Origin of the sequence: Beduinella massiliensis (genome assembly GCF_900199405.1) — a bacterium.
Classification (GTDB): Bacteria; Bacillota; Clostridia; order Christensenellales; family Aristaeellaceae; genus Beduinella; species Beduinella massiliensis.
This window is the reverse complement of sequence record NZ_LT963430.1, coordinates 2,043,397-2,061,433: the sequence shown is the minus strand read 5'-3', so window position 1 is coordinate 2,061,433 and position 18,037 is coordinate 2,043,397. Positions and strand designations below refer to the sequence as shown.

The following is an 18,037-nucleotide window of genomic DNA, read 5'->3' as shown; positions in this document are numbered from 1 at the left end:
GCCCCTGTACATTCGCACACAAACGCATGTTTTACGGAGGGCTGCTCAGCCCTTGCCCCGCCTCCTAAAGGAGAAAGCCGCGATCGTCCGACCGACAAATGCGATTACGTCGTGACTTCGACTGAGCGCAAAGTGCTTGCCCAGCGCCTTGCCGCCAATGATGAGGGCTGCGGTCGTCGCACTCATGAGCATGGTGCCCAGCGTATTGCTGATGCCGAACTCCATGAGGTAATAGACGATCGCGGAACCGGCCGCGCCGCTGACGATCGACGTGATATCGCCCACCACGTCGTTCAATATGTTGGAAATTCTGTCTGCCCGGCGAATCAGCCAGATGGACTGCTTCGCCCCTGCGATGCGCTTGGCCGCCATTGCCACGAAGGGCTTCTCCTCCGCCGCTGTGATGGCCGTACCTACGATGTCCGCCGCAATGCCCAATCCAATCAGCACAAAAAGCGCGATAAGCGCGACCCCCAGGCCCATCGAGCGCATGAAGACCTCGGATACGAAGGTAATGGAAAAGGACAACACGAAGGAGATGCCGGTGATGAACAGCGCCCAGCGTCGCTGCTTTGCGGCCGCCTCCTGCTCCTTTGAGCGAGCTTCCTTTTGTTTTGCGTCTTTACCCACGCTGCAAATTCAACTCCACAGTCATTTTCTGCGATAAAAAAAGCTCACAGGCGTGAGCTCATAAAAGAATGGTGGTAATATGACAGATAAACCTTGCGGCTTTAGGTCCGGTAGGATTTCCCCGCCGGCTACTCCCCGTCACCGGATGAGCGGTTTCCCTTGAAAGCCGACTGCAAAGCGTCTCCGCGTTTGCGACCGGATTGCCACTGAGACCACACTGTAATCCCTGTCATATCCGAAAAAACGACAGCCTAGGAGCTTTCCTCGGCAGTTTCATCTTCTCCTAGCCTCTTTTGCAGACGCGGTTTCAAACGGCAATCACGCAGGCGCCATGAGCCCTAGGCTCCTTTGTGTAGTTCCGCTATCCACCGCACCCGCTCAAGGCAGGCTACGCTGTATGCAGCCATAAACGCGACCGCAAGTACAGGTTTTCATGGCGTGCGAGGTTACCGCACCGCCAAGCCTCCACGAAAGATGGGTCAACGCCCCCATGCCATTGGGGATCGCCCATAATTCTTACTCCCAGCGCCAACCCCCGACTGGGCGTCGGCAGCCAGCACCAGAAACTTCATCGATGTGCCCTTTGACGGATTTTTAGCCCCGCCTTCAGAGAAGATGTCGCTGACTAGGATACTGCACCACCTTAGAGAGTAGTATATCATTTTTTTGTCCAACTTGCAACGGACAATTCGTATTATCCCAGCAAAACGCCGATTAGCACCCCCAGCAGTGCCCCGGCGACGACCTGCACCGGCGTATGGCCGATCAATTCCTTGAGCTTTTCGTCGTCCCATCCCTTGCCGTTGGTGAACATGTCCTCGATAATGCGGTTCAGCACGGCGGCCTGCTTGCCCGCGGCCCGGCGCACGCCCGCGGCGTCGTACATCACGACCATCGTAAAGCATACGGAAATGGCAAAAATGGAAGACGAGAACCCTTCCTGAAAGCCTACGGCCGTGCTCACCGCGCACATGAACGCCGAATGCGAGCTGGGCATTCCGCCCGAGCCGACGAAGCGATGCACGTCGAACTTCTTTTGCAGCATAAGCGTCAGCAGAACCTTGAAGAGCTGCGCCGTAAACCACGCAATCAGACCCGTCCAGAGAATCCGGTTCCCCAATATTGCTAAGAGCGTATCCACCACTGATCCCCCTCACGCGCGGCGTGCACGAAGCCGCACTGTGAATTCCCGCAGATAACCCGCCCGATCACCGAAGCAATCGAGTGCGGAAAGCGCCTGATTCCAAAGCGCCTCTTCCATTTTGTGCGCCCCAGCGGCACCGTACAGCGCGGGCCAGGTCATCTTTCCCCTCGCCGCGTCCATGCCTGTCGCCTTGCCCAGCGCCGCCGCGTCACCCTCGATGTCAAACAGGTCGTCCTGAATCTGAAAGGCGATACCGATGCTGTGGCCGAATGAGGAAAGCGCCTGCATCTGCTGGTCCGTCGCGCCCGCAATCCAGCAGGCTGCCAGCAATGGCGCCGTGAGCAGATCCGCCGTCTTATGCTCGTGGATATACGAGAGAGCGTTTTCGTCCGTTTGCCGGTTTTCATAGAGCAGGTCGATGCTCTGTCCGGCAATCATACCCGTGACGCCCGCGCGCGACGCGACCTCTGCAATGGCGCGCACATGCCCTTCCAGGTGCGCCGGGTAACGCAGCGCGTTTTGAAGCATGCACTCAAACGCAAAGTTCAAAAGTCCGTCGCCGGCCAGCGTCGCGGGCCCCACGCCGTACACCTTGTGGTTCGTCGGCCTGCCGCGCCGGGTGTCGTCGTCATCCATCCCCGGCAAATCGTCGTGGATGAGCGAGTACGTATGGATCATCTCCAACGCACAGGCAGGCGCAAGCGCCTCCTCGCAATCGACGCCGAGCATATCCGCCGCTGCCAGCAGCAGCACGGGCCGCACCCGCTTGCCGCCAGCCAGCAGGCTGTAGCGCATGCTTTCCGCCAGCCCCTTCGGGATACGCCCCGTTTCAAATTCGGATTCGGTTTGCGGCAGCATCGCGCGCAGGCCGTCCTCCACCCGCTTCACATATCGGGCGTTTTGCTCTTCGTAATTCATGGTTCCACCTCAAAGGGCTTTTTTTCCGCGTTGTCCTTTGCGCCGGCCTGAATCTGCTCCACCCGGAGCTGGGCATTTTCCAGCATTCCGGAAAGTTCCCGATACAGGCTCATCCCCTCTTCATATGCGCCAAGGGCTTTGTCCAGCGGCATGGAACCGTCCTCCATGCCCGCCGCGAGTGCTTCCAATTTTTCAAGGCCTTCTTCAAACGTGAGCGGCGCCTTCTTTTTTACGGGCATGCCGTATCCCTCCATTTCTTAATCGAGGCCTCGGCCTCGCCCGCCTTCAGGTGAAGCGTCACCTCGTCGCCGCTTCTGAACGCCTGCACGGGGTTTCCATCCTTTGTGACGTATGCGTAGCCCCGTTCCAGCACGCCCGTAGGGCTCAGCGCTTCCAGCCGTCCAAGCGCCCCCTTGAGCGCCGCCGCCTGCATCCCGAGGAGCTGGCCGATGCGCGACGCGAGCCGTGCCCTTGCGTGGTCGAGCATCAGACGCTTTTGCGAAAGCGCACGGCTGGGGCTGTAGGCGTTCACGACCGCCCGCGCGTGGCAAAGGCGCGTCTTTGCGTCCCGCATCCGTCCAGCCATCCGCTGCTCGAGCAGCGCCGCATATCCCTCGACCTCGGCAAGCAGTTCATCCCGCACCGGGACGGCCCGTTCCGCCGCGGCGGACGGGGTCGGCGCGCGCAAATCCGCGACGAAATCCGCTATGGTAAAGTCCGTCTCATGGCCGACCGCCGACACCACAGGCGTCCTGCACGCGAAGATCGCGCGCGCAACCGCCTCTTCGTTAAAGGCCCAAAGCTCTTCTATAGAACCGCCGCCGCGCCCCACGATGATGACGTCCACCTCCGGCAGGCGGTCCAGCGTTTTGATCGCCCGAACGATTTCGCCTGCTGCGCTGTCGCCCTGTACGCTGGCTGGGCAAAGCAGCAGGTGCACGCCCGGATTGCGCCGCGAGGAGACGCTCACGATGTCCCGCACCGCCGCGCCCGTCGGCGAGGTCACGACGCCCACCGTCCGCGGCAGCAGCGGCAGCGGCTTTTTGAGCGAGGGATCGAACAGACCCTCGCGCTCCAGTTCGGCCTTGAGCTGTTCAAATCGAAGGTACAGGTCGCCCACACCGTCCGGCCGCATGCTCTCTGCGTAAAATTGATATTGCCCGCCCTGCGCATAAAGGCTTACCGCGCCGTCCAGCACGACGCGCATGCCGTCCCTGGGCTGCATGCGAAGCCCAAACGCGTGTTGGCGAAACATGACACAGGCGATGCGCGCATTTTCGTCCTTGAGCGAGAAATACAGATGTCCGGAGGTATGCCGCTTAAAATTGCTGATCTCCCCGCGCAGCGAAAGCCCCCGCAGCATCGGATCGGAGGCGAGCGTGCGGCGCACGTATTCATTCAGCTGTGTGACCGATACGAGCACGCGCTCCCCTTCCTTCCATTTCAGCGGCCCAACGCCTGCGCCGCGTCCAGCGTGTTTTTCAGCAGCATGGTGATCGTCATTTGCCCGACGCCGCCCGGAACCGGCGTCAGATACCCCGCCGCTTCGCTGACCGATTCAAAGTCCACATCTCCGACGACCTTGCCGTCCACCCGGTTGATGCCCACGTCTACGACGGTCGCGCCGGGTTTCACCATGTCGCCGGTAATGAAACCGGCCTTGCCCACCGCCACTACGAGAATGTCCGCGGCGCGCGTAAAGGACGCGATGTCCTTCGTGCGGGAGTGACAGATCGTCACGGTCGCGTTTTCGGAAAGAAGCAGCAGCGCCATCGGCTTGCCCACGATGTTGGAGCGGCCGACGACGACCGCGTTGCGGCCGCTGATCGGGATGTCGTAATAGCGCAGCATCTCCATTACGCCGCTGGGCGTACAGGGAACGAAGCCCTTCACACCGTTCATCAGGTTGCCCGTATTGATCGCGTGAAAACCGTCCACGTCCTTGCGCGGGTCAATCAGGGCAATCACGGTCTCTTCCTTCAGATGGCGCGGCAGCGGCAGCTGCACCAGAATGCCGTGTACCGAGAGGTCCTCGTTCAGCTTACGAACGGTGTCCTCCAGTTCTTGCTGTGTGCAGTCCGCCCCAAGGCGGATGACGGTCGAGCGAATGCCCAGCTTCGCGCATCCGCGCTCCTTGTTTCGCACATAGATCTGGCTGGCAGGGTCATCGCCCACCAGCACCACCGCCAGGTGGGGCTCAATCCCCGCATCCCGCAGGGTTTGCGCGCGCAGCGCCAGTTTTTCCCGAACCGCCGAGGACACGGCCTTTCCATCCATCAACGTAGCAGCCATTCTTACGCCTCCGTTTCTTCCTTAAGCAATTGTTCAAGGCCGAGCAGGGCTATGCCCACCGCGTTATCCCCCGCGAACTCCGGCCTTGCGAAGCACAGCTCCAAAGGCAGCCGTCTTTTAGCTATCCTCTCCTGCAGCAGCGTGCGAAGGTGCAGCGAGGAAGCCACGCCCCCCGCCAGCAACGCCTGACGTACCCCCGTGCGCTCCGATGCCGCAAGCAGCATCCGTAAAATCGAACGCGCAAGCAGGGAGAAGACCTCTGCCGCCGCATCCTGCGGGGCGATGCTCCCCGCGTCAAGCAGACGCAGCATCTGCGTCTCCGCTCCCGAAAGCGAGCAATCTATCCCTCGCATGCTGACCTTCAGCAATCCTTGAGATTTCCCCGCCATCGCCAGGCGCTCCATTTCAGGGCCCGCCGGAAAGGAAAGCCCTATTCGGACGCCCACGCGATCCACAAGCTGACCCGCGTGCAGATCCATCGAACCGCCTAAAAGACGCAGCTCGCCCGGACGGGAAAGCAGCAGTTCGGTCGTGCCGCCGGAAAGATGCAGCGCTAAAAAGACCTCGCCGGCGATTCCGGAATCCACTCGCGCGGCGCGGATATGCCCTTCCTGGTGGCTCGCCGAAAAAAAAGGCACGCGCAGCAGCGATGCAGCCGCACGTGCGTGACTTTCGCCAACCCTAAAGACCGGCATGTAGGAGTCCTCCACCGGCCTTGGACGAACGCTCGCGCAAACCGCAGCCACTTCGCAGCCCGCAATGTCGCGCATCGCCTCCTGCAGAAGCCCTGGCAACGCCGATACGTGCTGAAAAAGGCCTTCTGATTGCTGAAGGCCGCGTTCACCCTGCGCTACGCGCAGCAAGCGACGGCGCGAGGACAGGATTTCTCCTTCGATTGACACAGCCGCTACAGATGTGGTGTAGCAGCTCGTATCGAACCCGACGACCGCCTTCACTTTTCGCTCTCCAACTGCCGGTTCAGGTTGCCCAGCACGCCATTGATGAACGCGCCCGACTGTTCGGTCGAAAAGCGCCTGGAAAGCTCCACCGCCTCGTTGATCGTCACTGCCGCAGGGATGTCGTCCATGTACAGCAATTCATACGCGGCCAAGCGCAGAATCGCCAGATCGACGCGCGCGATGCGCTCCATCGACCAGTCCTGCAAAAATGCCGCTATTTTGTGATCGACGACGTGCAGCGCCCCAAAGACGCCCTCAGTCGCCGCCTGAATGTACTTCGCGTCGTCCTTATCGGGCACAAATTCGATCATGCCGCCGAGCGTTTCATCGCCCGAACCGCCCATCATGTGCTCGTAAATCAGTTGCATCGCCGCCTCGCGGGCCGCAGATCGCGCCATGTCTTCTTCTCCGATCCAAATTGTATTTCCGAGCCGGCAAAACCGGCCGCCTGTCGTTTACTTCTCGTCGCGATGAAAGAGATCCATGATGCGCCCGATAAAGGCACGCTTGTCCTTCACACCGCCCAAGAATGCGCCCACCGCAAAACACACGCAGATCAGCAGCGTGCGCCAGAAGCCGATGAGCAAAAAGAGTACAGCCACCAGAACGCCCACCAACCCGTACGCGATGACGGAGGCGGGCGTCCCGGGTTCAAAAATCTGAGAAAGGATTTGCTTGAATTTTTCCACAGGTCATCCCTCACTCGGCCTGCTGCTCGTCGTCTTCACGGCCTTCGCCGTCTTCCGCCTCGCCGCAGGGCATGTCCTTATCCTCTTCCGGCATCTTGATATCGCTATGCGTTTCCTCGACCGTCTCTGGCGCAATTTCAACCGACGCTTCCGCATCCATATCCTTCACATCGACCGCGAGCGCCGGACGGTTTTCCGGCGGCACGTCTATCTTCGGCAGCGGTTCGGGCAAAGGCTCGCTCGTACGCGCAAACGCGTGCGAAGTCTGCAGCCGCGCGGGAATCGCATAGGGAGACCCACCGGCCTCCGTAGCGTCCGTCGTGCTGTCCACGATGACACGTACCTCGCGCACGTCCACGCCGGAACAGGCCTCCAGGTATTGCTTGATCTGCTTTTGCAGCGCCGCTACCGCGAGCGGAATGCTGATGTCCGCCGCCAGCGTCACGTGCACGTTGACCTGCACCGCATCTCCGTCGCTGGAAAGCTGCGAAGAGACGATCTTGAGCTCCGGATGCTGCGTCAGGCACTTGGCGACGAGCCCTTCCAGCGCCTTAACGGAGATTTTCACCGTTCCGTTTTCGTTCTTCTGAATAGCAAAACTGCGCTTTTGCCTGCGTCCGCCGGGGAATACGACCGCCAGCAGCAGCAACGCAAAGACGGCGACGAGCGCCGCCAGCGCGAACGTAAGCAGCCGGTTCCACGTTCCGTTTTGCAGGGTGGAAACGAGGCCTTCAAAGAAGGCCGGCGAAACGGCCTTTGCGCCGACCGCTCCTAGGCCCGCCGCAGCGCACAGAAGCCCCAGCACGCAAACGACGATCAGCAGACGATCCCAGATAGGATGTTTCATCTTTTTGTCCTCCGTTCAGCCGCCAGCGGTGATCATTCCTGCGCCTGATCCTCCGTGGGATCATCGCCTTCTCCCTGCTTTTCGTCGGGCGCGGAGGTTTCCTCGGCCACCTTGGCCTCGACCTGCGCCTGCAGCCGCGCCATCTCCTGGCTTTGCTGCAATTCCTTGTTTTCCTTTTCAAAGCTGACGCCCATCACGTGTACGTCTACGCTGATGACGTGAAGCCCCGTCATCGATTCGACGGACTTGCGGATATTTTCCTGCACGTTCAGGCCGACCACCTGAATGGGCATGCCGTAATCCACGATGATCGACACGTCCACCGTAACTTCTTCCGCCCCGACCTCCACCTTGACGCCGCGAAGCAGGGAGGACTTCGACTTGCCGCTGAGGATGCCCGTGATCGCGGATGGACCGGACATGCCGGCAACGCCCTCTACCTCGGTCGTCGCGACGCCCACGATGGTGGCGATGACCTCGCTGGCGTAGGTTATGGTACCCTTTGCATTCGTATCATCAACATTTACAGGCAGATTTTCACTCATGTCTCTACACCTCCTTGAGGATATACTCTAGTATAACAGATTTTTGTCTGATTGACAAATCTCTCGTTCATTTTGTCTGGATTATTTTGATGTTTTCGGCCTCTTCCTCTGTTTCACGTGTGGCGGCATCCAAAATCTGTACGGCCTGCGCGTCGCTGAGCGCGCCGCCGCCGACCACGACCGTCACGCTTCCCGGCTTTGCCGACACCAGCACGTTTTCAAATCCCTTTGCCTTGAGAATGCTTTCCAGGCTCGTCTCCTTTTCCATGCATCCAACCAGCGCGAGCTTTTGCGCCTGCGCCTGCGCCACGGTGTCCTTGGCCGCGCTCCCGTCCGCGATGATCGCGTCAAGCATGCTGATCTCCTGAGCGCGCGTCGTGGCGCGGTCCTGCTGATACGCGGAGAACGTGTCCTTTTCGCCGGTCGGCGCAGGGGTGGGGCTAGGGGTGGGCCGAGCGCCCTCGATGCGCACCACCGGTACCTCGCCGCTGATGCGCGCGTCGGGTGCAAGACCCAGGCGATAGTTGACGTACCCGGATACCACCAGCAGGCCCAGCAGCGTCAGCAGCATCGCCGTCTTTTTGTCCCAGAAGCTCTTTTTCTTTTCCACTTTCTTTCCCTCCTATTGATTGACATCCCTTTGCAGGACCTCCACCGCTGAGGCGGGGAGCGAGAGCAGCGTCTTAACCGCCTGCGCAAGCTCGATGCGCACCTGGAGATCGCCCGCGCCGTCTGCCACCACCACCACGCCGCTGGGCCGTTCGCTCGTCCTCTGGGTGCTTTCGCCAAACGCCCCGGCCGTCACGGCGGTATCCTGCGCCGTGTAGATGATGACGTCCACGTTGCCCGCGCCCTGTACCTTGGACAGCACCGCGCATAGCCGCTCCTCCAGGCTGGAATTCGTCCGTGCCGGCGTGCCCTGGCCCATCAGCGTCAAGGCGAGCAGGGCCAGCGCGCCGATGCCCAACAGCCATTCGATGCCGCGTACGGCGCGCAGCTTCTCCCAAATCTCCCTCATGGCGCACCTCCTGTAAGCACGTTCGTCACAAATGCGGCGTCCGTCACGGCGGGGGGCGCGCCCCTCAGCAGCAGAGAAATCTGTGTCATCATCATATGTAAGAGCAGCAGCCCGCAGACCAGACGCACATGCCCCCTGAATTTTCCCGGCCCCAGAAGAAGCTGACAGAGCGCCGACAGGCAGCTGAGCACGCAAAGTCTCGTAATGAGCGAGATCAGTCCCTCCACATTAGCGTCCCCTTTCTACCTTACCTGAGCATGACCGTCATGTTCCCGACGACGAGCAGCTGCGTGACCAGCAAAAAGAACATCGCGCTCACGCACAGCAGCGCAGAAAAAAGCGACATGAGCACGTCCGCCAGGTCCCCGATGCACGACACGAGCTGCCCGTCCGCGATCGGTTCCAGCAGCGCGGCACAGACCTTGAACACGAGCACCGAGCTCAGCACCTGCAAAAGCGGCGTGAGGACCACGCCGCACAGCAGGATCAGTGCGAACACGCCCAGCGCGTTCTTGATGAGCAGCGAACAGCCGACCAGCGTATCCACCGTATCCGCGAACATGCCTCCCACGACGGGCACGAAGTTGTCGATGGCGTACTTCGCCGTACGGATCGAAACCCCATCTACCGCGGCGCTGCTCACGCCCTGCACCACCATGACCCCGATGAAGACCGTAAAGCAGATACCCAGCGTCCAGTTCGCCACGTCTCGCAGGAGGGAGGCCAGGCGCGAGAGATGGATGCGGTCGGAAAGGTGGCAGATAGCCGTTACCGCGCCCGCACACAGCAGCAGACGCAGCGTCACATCCCGAACGATCGCCGTCATCGTGCCCGACGCCGCGATGACCGCCGGTTGCAGCACCGTGGAGGAAACGCTGCCACCCACCGCCGCCAGCAGCGCCAACAGCATCGGGAAGATCACCTGCATGGCGTCGGACATGGTGCGAATCGCCTTGCCGACCGTCTCCGCGCTCAGCGCAAGATGTGAGAGCACCGGGATGAGCACGAACAGGAAACAGGCGTAACGGCAGACCCCCGCGATATTCTCCGAGGAGAACGAATCGCCCATCTGCGTCACTACGCCGCACAGCACCGCGGGCAACAGGATTTGCATCATGAGCCCGAAGAGCGCGCTGAGCGAACGCCAAAACGCTGTTCTGATCCGTTCGAGCAGCCCCTCCGCGCTGAGCGAGGCTGTACCGCTTGCAAGGCCCTGTACGATCGATCTGGCGTCCGCGCCCTCCAGCATCGACCCGGTGATTTCGTCAAGGTCGGAAAAGTCCAGGCTGTTCAGAACGCCGTTCATCTGCTCGCTCAATGTTTCAGCCTGTCCGACGGCGGGAGATAAAAAAAACAGCACGAGCAGCAGGCAAAGAACCGTGCGCCTCACGCGAGCACCCCCGTCACCACGTCCATCAGAGAAACGACAATGGGCGCGGCGATGGAGAGGATGGCCACCTTGCCGCAGAGCTCCACCTTGTCCGCGATGCCTGCAGCGCCCGCATCCCGGCAGGCCTGTGCGCCGAACTGCGCCAGATAGGCGATGCCGATGACGCGCAGCAGCGTGGAAATGTACACGCCGTCCAACCCGACGCGGCTGGAAAGACTGCGCATCGCTCCCGCGACCTCCTGCACGCCGCCCAGCACGCCCAGCATCAGCAAAGCCCCTGCCGCGAGCGAAAACACGGCCGCCGCTTCCGGCTTTGCCTCTTTCAGCACCGCATAGAGGATGGCGGACGCGAGCCCCAGCCCCACCCATTGCGTGATCTCCATCTAAAGCCCCTCCCGGTCAGTAGAGCTGAAAGATGCTCTTGACGTTGTTGAAGAGCTGCGCCACGACGTTGACTACCATGAGCAGCACGACCACAAGCCCCGCGACGGACGTCAGCATGGCCATGTCCTCGCGGCCTGTGCGGTTGAGCACCTGCGTGATGACCGACACCAGAATACCGATGCCGGCGATTTGAAAGAGCAGATCGACGCTCACGAGCAAACCTCCTTTTATAGCCAGATCACCAGAGCAGCAGGATCAGCGCCGCGCCGCCCGTAAGTCCCAGCGTTCTGTACAGGCGCATCTCGTCCTTGAGTCGCCCGCGCGCTTCCTGTTCCAGCCTTTCAAGGACGCGAACCGCTCCCTCCAGCGCGCGCCGCTGCTGTTCCATGCCGCCCTCTCCGATCATCGAAAGCCAGGGATTCAGCGCGGCGAGGTCTTCCGCACGCAACACGCGCAGCGCCCCCCGGCGCAGCTCCCGTTCGGCCCGCGTCAGCGCCGCCTGAAAACCAAGCTCCGGCGCTTCTCCCATGATCCGGCCCGCCATGTCAAACAGCGCGCCCGCACGTCCACGCGCAGCCCTTCGGAGCAGCGCGGGCAGGGGCAACGCGCCCAGCAGCATGCCGTCCATCATCTGAAGCAGCGCGGCGCGCAGGTCTCGCAGCAGGTCGGCACGCGTGCGCGCAGCCTGCGCCGCTCCCACGCCCGCCGCAGCAGCGCAGGCGCCCACGGCGGCGAGTGCCGCCAGCCGCATCATGAAAGCCCCTCCGCCGCACGCGCGACCGCTTGGCCTGCTGCGTCAAAACAAGCTTTGATCCGTCCCCGGTCGGCAAGCAGCACGTAACCCGAAAACGCCCCTTCCTCCATCAGCCGCCGCAGCACGGGCCGCCCGCGCAGCGCTTCGATGGAATCCGCGTGAGCGCTCGCAAGCACCGAAACGCCGCAGCGCAGCGCCTCCAGCACCGCCTGCGCGTCCTCCTCGCGTCCGATCTCGTCCGTGACGATCCATTGCGGGCTCATCGCGCGCAGCAGCATCTGCATGGCCTGCGCTTTGGGGCAGCCGTCCATCACGTCCGTCCGGCCGCCCACGGGCATCTGCGGCACGCCGTCGACCGCGCCGCACAGCTCGGAGCGCTCGTCCGCAACGCAAACATGCTGTCCACGGATGTCCGAAAGCTGGCGCGCCGCGTCCCGCAGCACCGTCGTCTTGCCACAGCCCGGCGGCGAGAGAACCAACGTGCTTTTCGGATGTCCTTCTTCATCGAAAAGGCGAGGCATCAGGGCGTCCGCTGCGCCCGGCACCGGCCGGGCGATTCGAACGCACAGCGATCCGACCGAGTGAAGGCCTGTGATCCGTCCCTCTTGCACCGCGACCCTGCCGCAGACGCCGATACGGTGACCGCCCCGCACCGTGAGGAAGCCCTGACAGAGCTCATCCTGCCGCGCGTAGAGCGAGTGCTCGCACAGCGCTGCCAGCAGCGACTGCACCTCTGCGGCGCTGGGACGCCATTCCAACAGCGTGCTTTCTTCATCTGTCACCCACTCCACGCGCTGCTCCGCGCGCACGCGGAGTTCGAGCAGCGCGCACGCCTGCAGGGCGCTGAGCTCCTGTATCCGCCGCCTGACGGCGGACGGCAGATAGCGCAGGAGATCCTCCCGCCAATCGCCCATCTCCGCTCCTCCTTCACGTCTCAAGGGACTGTCCGTTTTGCTTTTTCATGGTATGTTGCCTGTCCGCGTTTCATGACAGCCTACTCAAACAGCATCAGGCCCAACGCATGATACAGGCCATAATCCACCACATCGCCGCCGCTTAACTTTTTTTCCTTCTGGAAGGCCTTGATCGCCGCGCTGGTCGCGTCGCCATACACGCCGTCGGGGTTTCCGTGATAAAAACCCAGTGCGCGCAGCTTTCGCTGTACGGCGCGCACGTGCGCGTTTCGGTCTCCGGGCTTAAGCGTACGCAGGGAATCGCCCAGCTCCCCGTAAGCGCCGCCTTCGATGATGACCGTCGCGCCGTTTTGAACCCGCGCGTACAATTCCTCCACGTCCTTGTTGTACATGCGGATGCACCCGTGCGACGCGTTGTACCCGATGGAATTGGGCTTGTTCGTGCCGTGAATGCCGTAAGTCCCCCAGGGAACGTTCAACCCCAGAAAGCAGGTTCCAAAGCCGCCCGGGTCTCCGCTGAACCGATTTACGATCTTGAAGACGCCCAGCGGCGAGGGCGTCTTATAAGCGCCTGCCGCGACCGGGTAGCGCTTTATCTGCACGTGATCCTCGTAGAGCGTGAGCGTCATGCGCTCGACGTCCACCACGATCACCTGTTCCGGTCCTCGAGCATTCGCGTGCCCTGAAAAGAGAAAAAGCGCCGAAGCCACCACCAGCGCCGCGCACCAAAGAATTCTTCGACGCATCTTGCACCCCTCCGCAGGCATCCTATGAAAATGGGGAATAAAAAATGCGGCGGCAGGACCTGCCTCCGCTCCGAACGGCATATTGGCCGCAAGCGATTTTTAAATCCAAATAAAAACGACCCAAGGCCTTTAGCCGTGAATCGTCTTCGCATCCTCATTCAGCGGGTTTCACCCGTCCCGCATCCCTGTTCGTTTCTTCGTGCAGATTTTCCCGCAAGCGGTTGATCTCCACCGTCCAATCACGCTTCATGTTGCGGGCGTGCTTTTTCAGGTACGCCTCGCTGAATTCCGCAGGGCTGATGCCGTAGCAGAGCAGCACGTCCCCAAAGTACATCAGCACGTCGACCATTTCCTCGATGAAATGCGCGCGGACGTCCTGATCTTCCATGATCGCTTTGTCGCCGATCTTCTTGATGACGTCGATCACCTCGCCGCACTCGCAGAGCATCCAAAGAAGCTGCTCGCGGGCCTTAGCCGGGCTGAGCCCTCCCCATTTGTCCAGGTATTTCTCCTGCAGTTCCCGCTGCATCTGCAAAATGTCACTTACGGAAATCTCCATGCCCAGACCCCTTTCTTTCCCGCTCTAGTGTATCTCTTCTTTCGCCCTCTCCATGAGCCGCGCGACGAGCCGTTCCATGTGCGCGCGTGCCTGTGAGCTCGCGAGCGCCTCGCGCGATGGGTCGGGCGCGCCGTCGCCCATGATGGCGATGAACTGGCTCACCTTGAGGCCCAAAGCCTCCTGCATGTCCTGATCCGATCCGCGCGGCGAGACAAGATAGTAGCAAAGCAGCGAATCCTCCTGACCGATGCGGTGCGCGCGATCCTCCGCCTGGCTGTGCACAGCGGGCGACCAGTCCAGTTCACCGAACACCACGCAGGTCGCGCGCTGCAGATTGAGCCCCGCCGCCGCCCGCAGCGACACGCAGCAAAGGTTCGTCTTTCCCGACATGAACGCGCCCGCCGCCTGATCCTTCTGATCCTGCGTCTCCCGCCCGGTAATGAAGACCGGGTGAAACGCGTGCAGCTCCGTCCGGTAGCGGTCCATCACCTGATGATGGTGCGCGAAGAGCAGCACGCGTTCGCCGCCTTCCAGCAACGCGCGCACAAACGCCGCGACGAAGGGCGCCTTGGAAAGCCCTGTCGCCTGCCTTTCACCCTGACAGACCTGCTCCGCCAGCAGCGCGCGCTCGGATGCGCCCAGCGATACGTCGCTCAGCCGCAGTGCCTTTTCCCACACCGCCTTCATGACGCCCTTGTACAGCGCGTCGTCCGCGTCGATTTCCTGCACCAGGCGCCGTTTGGGCGGCAGCTCCGAAAGCACCTGCTGCTTTGTTCGGCGCAGCATCAGCCCTTCGCGGCGCAGATGCTCGCCCAGCAGATCCGGCTTGGCGACGATGGCGTTTCCGTATCCATAGCACCATTCGCGCGAGAAGCTCTCCCAGTCGCCGAGAAAGTGAAAGTCCAGGATGTTGATGACGTTGAAGATTTCGCCGCCCTTGTTGTAAATCGGCGTGCCCGAGAGACCCACGACGTGCTCGCAGCTTTCCGCCAGCAGGCTGGCCGCGGAGTATTTTTCCGTTCCCGCGTGGCGCAGCTCCTGAATTTCGTCGAAGATGACCGACTGCATGCAAAGGCGCGGCAAGACCTCCTTCCACCCGCGCAGGAGCAGATAATGCACGATGTACACGTCTGCGACCGGCAGTTCGTAGGGCGTAAGCCCCCGGATGACGTGGACGCGCAGACCGCCCGGCAGCTTCAAAAAGCGCTGAAGCTCGCGCTCCCAGTTGCGTACGAGGTGTGACGGCACGACGAGCATTACCGGCAAAAGCCGCGTCGTCGCCAAAAAGGCGATCGCCTCCACCGTCTTGCCCAGGCCCATCTCGTCCGCAAGCAGCGCGCGGGGATTGGCGAGCAGCCAGGCGAGCCCCTCCTTTTGAAAGGGACGCAGCGCGCCCTCAAAGTATGCCTCCGGGGGCGTTACGCTCTGGGGCATCCGCTGGGCACGAAGACGCTGCGCGGCGTATGCCTGCGCCTGGGTGAGCGCCTCTTCCCAGCGCTTTTCGTCCCGCTCGCTCACGCGCAGGGGATAACGCAGCATCAGCCAGTTCAGGTCTCCCACGATGCGCCGGTGCGCCGTGAAGCGCGCCTCGCCGCGTCCATGCCCTTCGCAGCCCGGAAACAGGCGCTTGGCCATCTCGGTCACGCAGGGTTCGCCCTTGATCGTCCAGCAGCGGCTGCGGCGGTTGTAGCTGAGCGTACCGTAGTAATGCTCCGCGTCGCCAGTTCTTTGCAGGTAGGCCGGAATTTCGTTTCTTTCGTTCATGGAAGGCTGATCCCCCACTGTCTGTTCAGGCTGACCACGCAAAGGGGCTTTCCGCCGACCGCGCGCGGCATCATAGCGCTTCGCTGCACGATCAGCACAATCCCGCTGATTGCCTCGCTCTGCGCGTAGCGGGCAAGCTGGCGCAGCAGCGCTGCGCGCTCAGGCTTTCCGCACTTCACTTCGATGCCCACCGTGCCGCACAGAAAGTCGATGCGCCGCCCGCCGCCGAGCTTTGCCTCGTGCTGCGCCGAAAGCCCGAATACCTCAAGCGCTCGAGCGATCTGCTCGTGCAGCTGCGCTTCGCTCTGCCAGGGCGCCGTGCGAAGGACGGATACCGCCTCGACGATTCGCCGCATTTCCTCTTCCAATCCTTTTACTCCCCCCGCCAGCCATGTATCTGCCATTTTAGCATTCCCAGAGCGCGCTTTCAACCGTCCGTTCCACTTTTTTCGCGCACCCCGTTTTTCCTTTTTGCCCGCAGGCCTTGCAACAAATGCTATTTTGAGGTATGATGAACGTATTCAAATTGTAGAATTTTCATTAGGAAAGGGGATTCCTACATGCCTCGAACCCGTCGCATGCTCGTTTCCGCGCTGGCGCTCGCGCTGATCTTCGTCTTTTCGACCGGCGCGCTCGCGGAAAAAGCCATTAAAAAGGTCGATCCCACCATCAAGGTGAACAAAAATTCATTTACGATCCGCCCCGGCATCGATACGGAAATGACGCTGACGCTCAGCATGCCCGGCTTCCTCTCCGTCAGGACGCTGGACAAGGACGGGGGCGAAATCGAAACCCTCTTCACCGACCGGGAATACCCCAGCGGCCCGAGCAGCTTTGCCTGGAACTGCGCCAGACAGGACGACGGCTCGTTCTACCCTGACGGTGAATACCGTCTCGGTTTCACGCTGCGCGACGAATTCGGCAACGTCTCCAAGGAGTCGACCGTGAAGATCAAGACCGGTCAGCCCCGCCCCGTCGTATCCAACGTCCAGTTCAGCAACGAAAATAAGAAAAAGCCCTGGACGTTCACCGTCGATCTGTCGATGAACGGATCCGTGCGGCTCGATATCTTCAACGCGACCAACCTCGACAACAGCATATACGAGATCGACGGCATCGAAAAGGCTAAAGCCGGCACGGCGACGATCGCCTGGGACGGCAAGATCGTCGAAAAAGAGGACAACAAGGTCGTAGATTCCTACTCCCTTTCTCCTGGCAACTACGCCGTTCGGGTAGTTCTCATCGACAAGGATGACGAGGAAAGCGACGACGAGCCTATCTTCATCACGGTCGTAGACGACAAGGACATGACGCCCTACATCACCGGCACGGAGCCCGAAATCACGCCTGAACCCGAAGAGGAAGAAGAGCCCGCGTCGGAGGATGACGAAGAGGAAGACGATAGCGGCGACGTCATGGACGCTGAGGACGACGGCAAGGATGCTGAAAAGACCACCTCTAAGAGCGCCAAGGATACAGGAAACGACGATGACCGCACCATCGGCAAGGCGATCAAGAACGACGTCAACGTCCGTTCAAAGCCCACCAAAAAAGGGGTACGCATTACACGCCTGCGCCTGAACGAAACGGCCACCATTCTCGATACCGTCACCGATGACGACGGCGAAACTTGGTACTACATCCATACGCGCGGCGGCGACGAAGGCTATGTGCTCGGAAGCCTCATCGAGATTCAATAAAGACAGACAAAAAAATCCTCCCTCGATCAGGGGAGGATTTTTTTGTTCAATCTGCGATAATATACGCCAGCGCGTAGGCGCTTGCCGGGCGAATACCGCGTTCAGCCCAGGAGGCTTCGATCTCCGGATCCACCGCCGTCGACAGTTCGACCGAGTTTCCAGCCGGAATGCCCAGGTAATACGGCGAAAGCGTATCCACGAAGATCAGCTTGCCCTCCGCGTCGTACAGCGCGTAGACGATCATGATGTTCGAGACCGTCTCCTGCTTGTCGTTCATAACCGTCGCTTTAAGGGTCGTAGACATATCGTCTCCGTAGAGCGTCTGTTGTGAAAAATCAGCGGTGCAGTTCAGCCGGATGACCGATCCCTCGCCCGCAGGGCGTGCTACGAGATCGAACTTGTAAGCCGCCATCGTGTTGAGCGAATCCAGATTCGTATATTCCCGAACGAATCCCTTTTCCCCAGGGGCCAGCACGGAGGGATAGCAGGAGTACACCGGGGTCGAATAGATCGCCTGTCCCTCCGAATTGTACAGCTCCAGCGTACCGCCGTCCAGCACGATCGGGACGTCCCCCGTGTTTTCAATCTGCGCAAAGTAGTACGCGTAGAAAACATCCTCATAGGCGTAGGTCTGCGCCGTCTGCTGGGTGATCGTTGCCTGGCCTTCCGCCAGCGCGCCCACCGAAAAGAGCGCCAGCAGCAGCGAGGTTCCCAACGCCAAAAGTCCTTTTTTCATCTGTCTTTGTACCTCCTTCTTGGGGTTTTTAACACTATACCACAAAAG

Annotated in this window: 25 protein-coding genes; 1 reads left to right on the top strand and 24 read right to left on the bottom strand. The window is 61.1% G+C overall.

The window, feature by feature from the left end:
• Positions 1 to 45: 45 nt before the first annotated feature.
• The 23 genes from C1725_RS10120 to C1725_RS10010 form a co-directional block, all read right to left on the bottom strand.
• A complete protein-coding gene (locus C1725_RS10120) occupies positions 46 to 630 on the bottom strand; it encodes a hypothetical protein (RefSeq protein WP_102411490.1) in 585 nt (194 codons plus the stop codon).
• Positions 631 to 1,324: 694 nt separating this feature from the next.
• Positions 1,325 to 1,771, bottom strand: a complete 447-nt coding sequence (locus C1725_RS10115) for a divergent PAP2 family protein (RefSeq protein WP_346026555.1) — start codon at positions 1,769 to 1,771, stop codon at positions 1,325 to 1,327.
• Positions 1,772 to 1,783: 12 nt separating this feature from the next.
• Positions 1,784 to 2,692 (bottom strand): farnesyl diphosphate synthase, encoded by a 909-nt coding sequence (locus tag C1725_RS10110; protein ID WP_102411488.1) that lies wholly within the window; start codon positions 2,690 to 2,692, stop codon positions 1,784 to 1,786.
• Positions 2,689 to 2,931 (bottom strand): exodeoxyribonuclease VII small subunit, encoded by a 243-nt coding sequence (gene xseB / locus C1725_RS10105; RefSeq protein WP_346026554.1) that lies wholly within the window; start codon positions 2,929 to 2,931, stop codon positions 2,689 to 2,691. Before xseB ends, C1725_RS10110 begins: the two co-directional genes overlap by 4 nt.
• Positions 2,922 to 4,115 (bottom strand): exodeoxyribonuclease VII large subunit, encoded by a 1,194-nt coding sequence (gene xseA, locus C1725_RS10100; protein ID WP_346026553.1) that lies wholly within the window; start codon positions 4,113 to 4,115, stop codon positions 2,922 to 2,924. Before xseA ends, xseB begins: the two co-directional genes overlap by 10 nt.
• Positions 4,116 to 4,135: 20 nt before the next feature.
• Positions 4,136 to 4,984: a bifunctional methylenetetrahydrofolate dehydrogenase/methenyltetrahydrofolate cyclohydrolase FolD gene (folD, locus tag C1725_RS10095; RefSeq protein ID WP_102411485.1), complete on the bottom strand. Its 849-nt coding sequence runs from the start codon at positions 4,982 to 4,984 to the stop codon at positions 4,136 to 4,138.
• 2 nt (positions 4,985 to 4,986) lie between these two features.
• Positions 4,987 to 5,940: a tRNA (adenosine(37)-N6)-threonylcarbamoyltransferase complex transferase subunit TsaD gene (locus C1725_RS10090; RefSeq protein WP_102411484.1), complete on the bottom strand. Its 954-nt coding sequence runs from the start codon at positions 5,938 to 5,940 to the stop codon at positions 4,987 to 4,989.
• Positions 5,937 to 6,341, bottom strand: a complete 405-nt coding sequence (nusB, locus tag C1725_RS10085) for a transcription antitermination factor NusB (protein ID WP_102411483.1) — start codon at positions 6,339 to 6,341, stop codon at positions 5,937 to 5,939. The genes C1725_RS10090 and nusB overlap by 4 nt, the downstream gene beginning before the upstream one ends.
• A gap of 57 nt (positions 6,342 to 6,398) precedes the next feature.
• Entirely contained in the window at positions 6,399 to 6,632 is a 234-nt protein-coding gene (locus C1725_RS10080; RefSeq protein ID WP_346026552.1) for a DUF2273 domain-containing protein, read from the bottom strand.
• A gap of 10 nt (positions 6,633 to 6,642) precedes the next feature.
• Positions 6,643 to 7,479: an alkaline shock response membrane anchor protein AmaP gene (amaP, locus tag C1725_RS10075; protein ID WP_102411482.1), complete on the bottom strand. Its 837-nt coding sequence runs from the start codon at positions 7,477 to 7,479 to the stop codon at positions 6,643 to 6,645.
• A gap of 32 nt (positions 7,480 to 7,511) precedes the next feature.
• The gene (locus tag C1725_RS10070; protein WP_102411481.1) at positions 7,512 to 8,024 is read right to left on the bottom strand and encodes an Asp23/Gls24 family envelope stress response protein; all 513 of its coding nucleotides are present in this window, start codon (positions 8,022 to 8,024) and stop codon (positions 7,512 to 7,514) included.
• Between the two features lie 67 nt (positions 8,025 to 8,091).
• Positions 8,092 to 8,634 (bottom strand): SpoIIIAH-like family protein, encoded by a 543-nt coding sequence (locus C1725_RS10065; protein ID WP_102411480.1) that lies wholly within the window; start codon positions 8,632 to 8,634, stop codon positions 8,092 to 8,094.
• Positions 8,635 to 8,646: 12 nt separating this feature from the next.
• Positions 8,647 to 9,042 (bottom strand): hypothetical protein, encoded by a 396-nt coding sequence (locus tag C1725_RS10060; RefSeq protein WP_102411479.1) that lies wholly within the window; start codon positions 9,040 to 9,042, stop codon positions 8,647 to 8,649.
• Entirely contained in the window at positions 9,039 to 9,269 is a 231-nt protein-coding gene (locus C1725_RS10055) for a hypothetical protein (RefSeq protein WP_102411478.1), read from the bottom strand. The genes C1725_RS10060 and C1725_RS10055 overlap by 4 nt, the downstream gene beginning before the upstream one ends.
• Before the next feature lie 20 nt (positions 9,270 to 9,289).
• On the bottom strand, positions 9,290 to 10,432 hold the full coding sequence (gene spoIIIAE, locus C1725_RS10050) for a stage III sporulation protein AE (protein ID WP_346026551.1): 1,143 nt from the start codon (positions 10,430 to 10,432) through the stop codon (positions 9,290 to 9,292).
• Positions 10,429 to 10,815, bottom strand: a complete 387-nt coding sequence (spoIIIAD, locus tag C1725_RS19365) for a stage III sporulation protein AD (protein ID WP_102411477.1) — start codon at positions 10,813 to 10,815, stop codon at positions 10,429 to 10,431. The genes spoIIIAE and spoIIIAD overlap by 4 nt, the downstream gene beginning before the upstream one ends.
• 16 nt (positions 10,816 to 10,831) lie before the next feature.
• Entirely contained in the window at positions 10,832 to 11,029 is a 198-nt protein-coding gene (gene spoIIIAC, locus C1725_RS10040; protein WP_102411476.1) for a stage III sporulation protein AC, read from the bottom strand.
• Positions 11,030 to 11,054: 25 nt separating this feature from the next.
• Complete coding sequence (locus tag C1725_RS10035) at positions 11,055 to 11,570, bottom strand: hypothetical protein (protein WP_102411475.1); 516 nt, start codon at positions 11,568 to 11,570, stop codon at positions 11,055 to 11,057.
• Positions 11,567 to 12,484 carry a stage III sporulation protein AA gene (gene spoIIIAA, locus C1725_RS10030; protein WP_102411474.1) on the bottom strand — a complete coding sequence of 306 codons (918 nt, stop codon included), beginning with the start codon at positions 12,482 to 12,484 and terminating at the stop codon, positions 11,567 to 11,569. Before spoIIIAA ends, C1725_RS10035 begins: the two co-directional genes overlap by 4 nt.
• An 80-nt stretch (positions 12,485 to 12,564) precedes the next feature.
• Complete coding sequence (locus C1725_RS10025) at positions 12,565 to 13,230, bottom strand: L,D-transpeptidase family protein (RefSeq protein ID WP_346026550.1); 666 nt, start codon at positions 13,228 to 13,230, stop codon at positions 12,565 to 12,567.
• A 154-nt stretch (positions 13,231 to 13,384) separates the two neighbouring features.
• The gene (locus C1725_RS10020) at positions 13,385 to 13,789 is read right to left on the bottom strand and encodes a DUF550 domain-containing protein (protein WP_102411472.1); all 405 of its coding nucleotides are present in this window, start codon (positions 13,787 to 13,789) and stop codon (positions 13,385 to 13,387) included.
• A 24-nt stretch (positions 13,790 to 13,813) separates the two neighbouring features.
• Positions 13,814 to 15,553 carry an SNF2-related protein gene (locus C1725_RS10015; RefSeq protein ID WP_102411471.1) on the bottom strand — a complete coding sequence of 580 codons (1,740 nt, stop codon included), beginning with the start codon at positions 15,551 to 15,553 and terminating at the stop codon, positions 13,814 to 13,816.
• Positions 15,550 to 15,921 (bottom strand): hypothetical protein, encoded by a 372-nt coding sequence (locus C1725_RS10010; RefSeq protein WP_102411470.1) that lies wholly within the window; start codon positions 15,919 to 15,921, stop codon positions 15,550 to 15,552. Before C1725_RS10010 ends, C1725_RS10015 begins: the two co-directional genes overlap by 4 nt.
• A 192-nt stretch (positions 15,922 to 16,113) precedes the next feature.
• On the opposite strand from C1725_RS10010, the gene C1725_RS10005 reads away from it, so the two are divergent.
• A complete protein-coding gene (locus C1725_RS10005) occupies positions 16,114 to 17,253 on the top strand; it encodes an SH3 domain-containing protein (RefSeq protein WP_146009219.1) in 1,140 nt (379 codons plus the stop codon).
• A 46-nt stretch (positions 17,254 to 17,299) separates the two neighbouring features.
• Here the strand turns inward: C1725_RS10005 and C1725_RS10000 are convergent, their stop codons facing one another.
• Positions 17,300 to 17,989, bottom strand: coding sequence for a hypothetical protein (locus C1725_RS10000; protein WP_102411468.1), 690 nt, complete (start codon positions 17,987 to 17,989; stop codon positions 17,300 to 17,302).
• Positions 17,990 to 18,037: the final 48 nt, after the last annotated feature.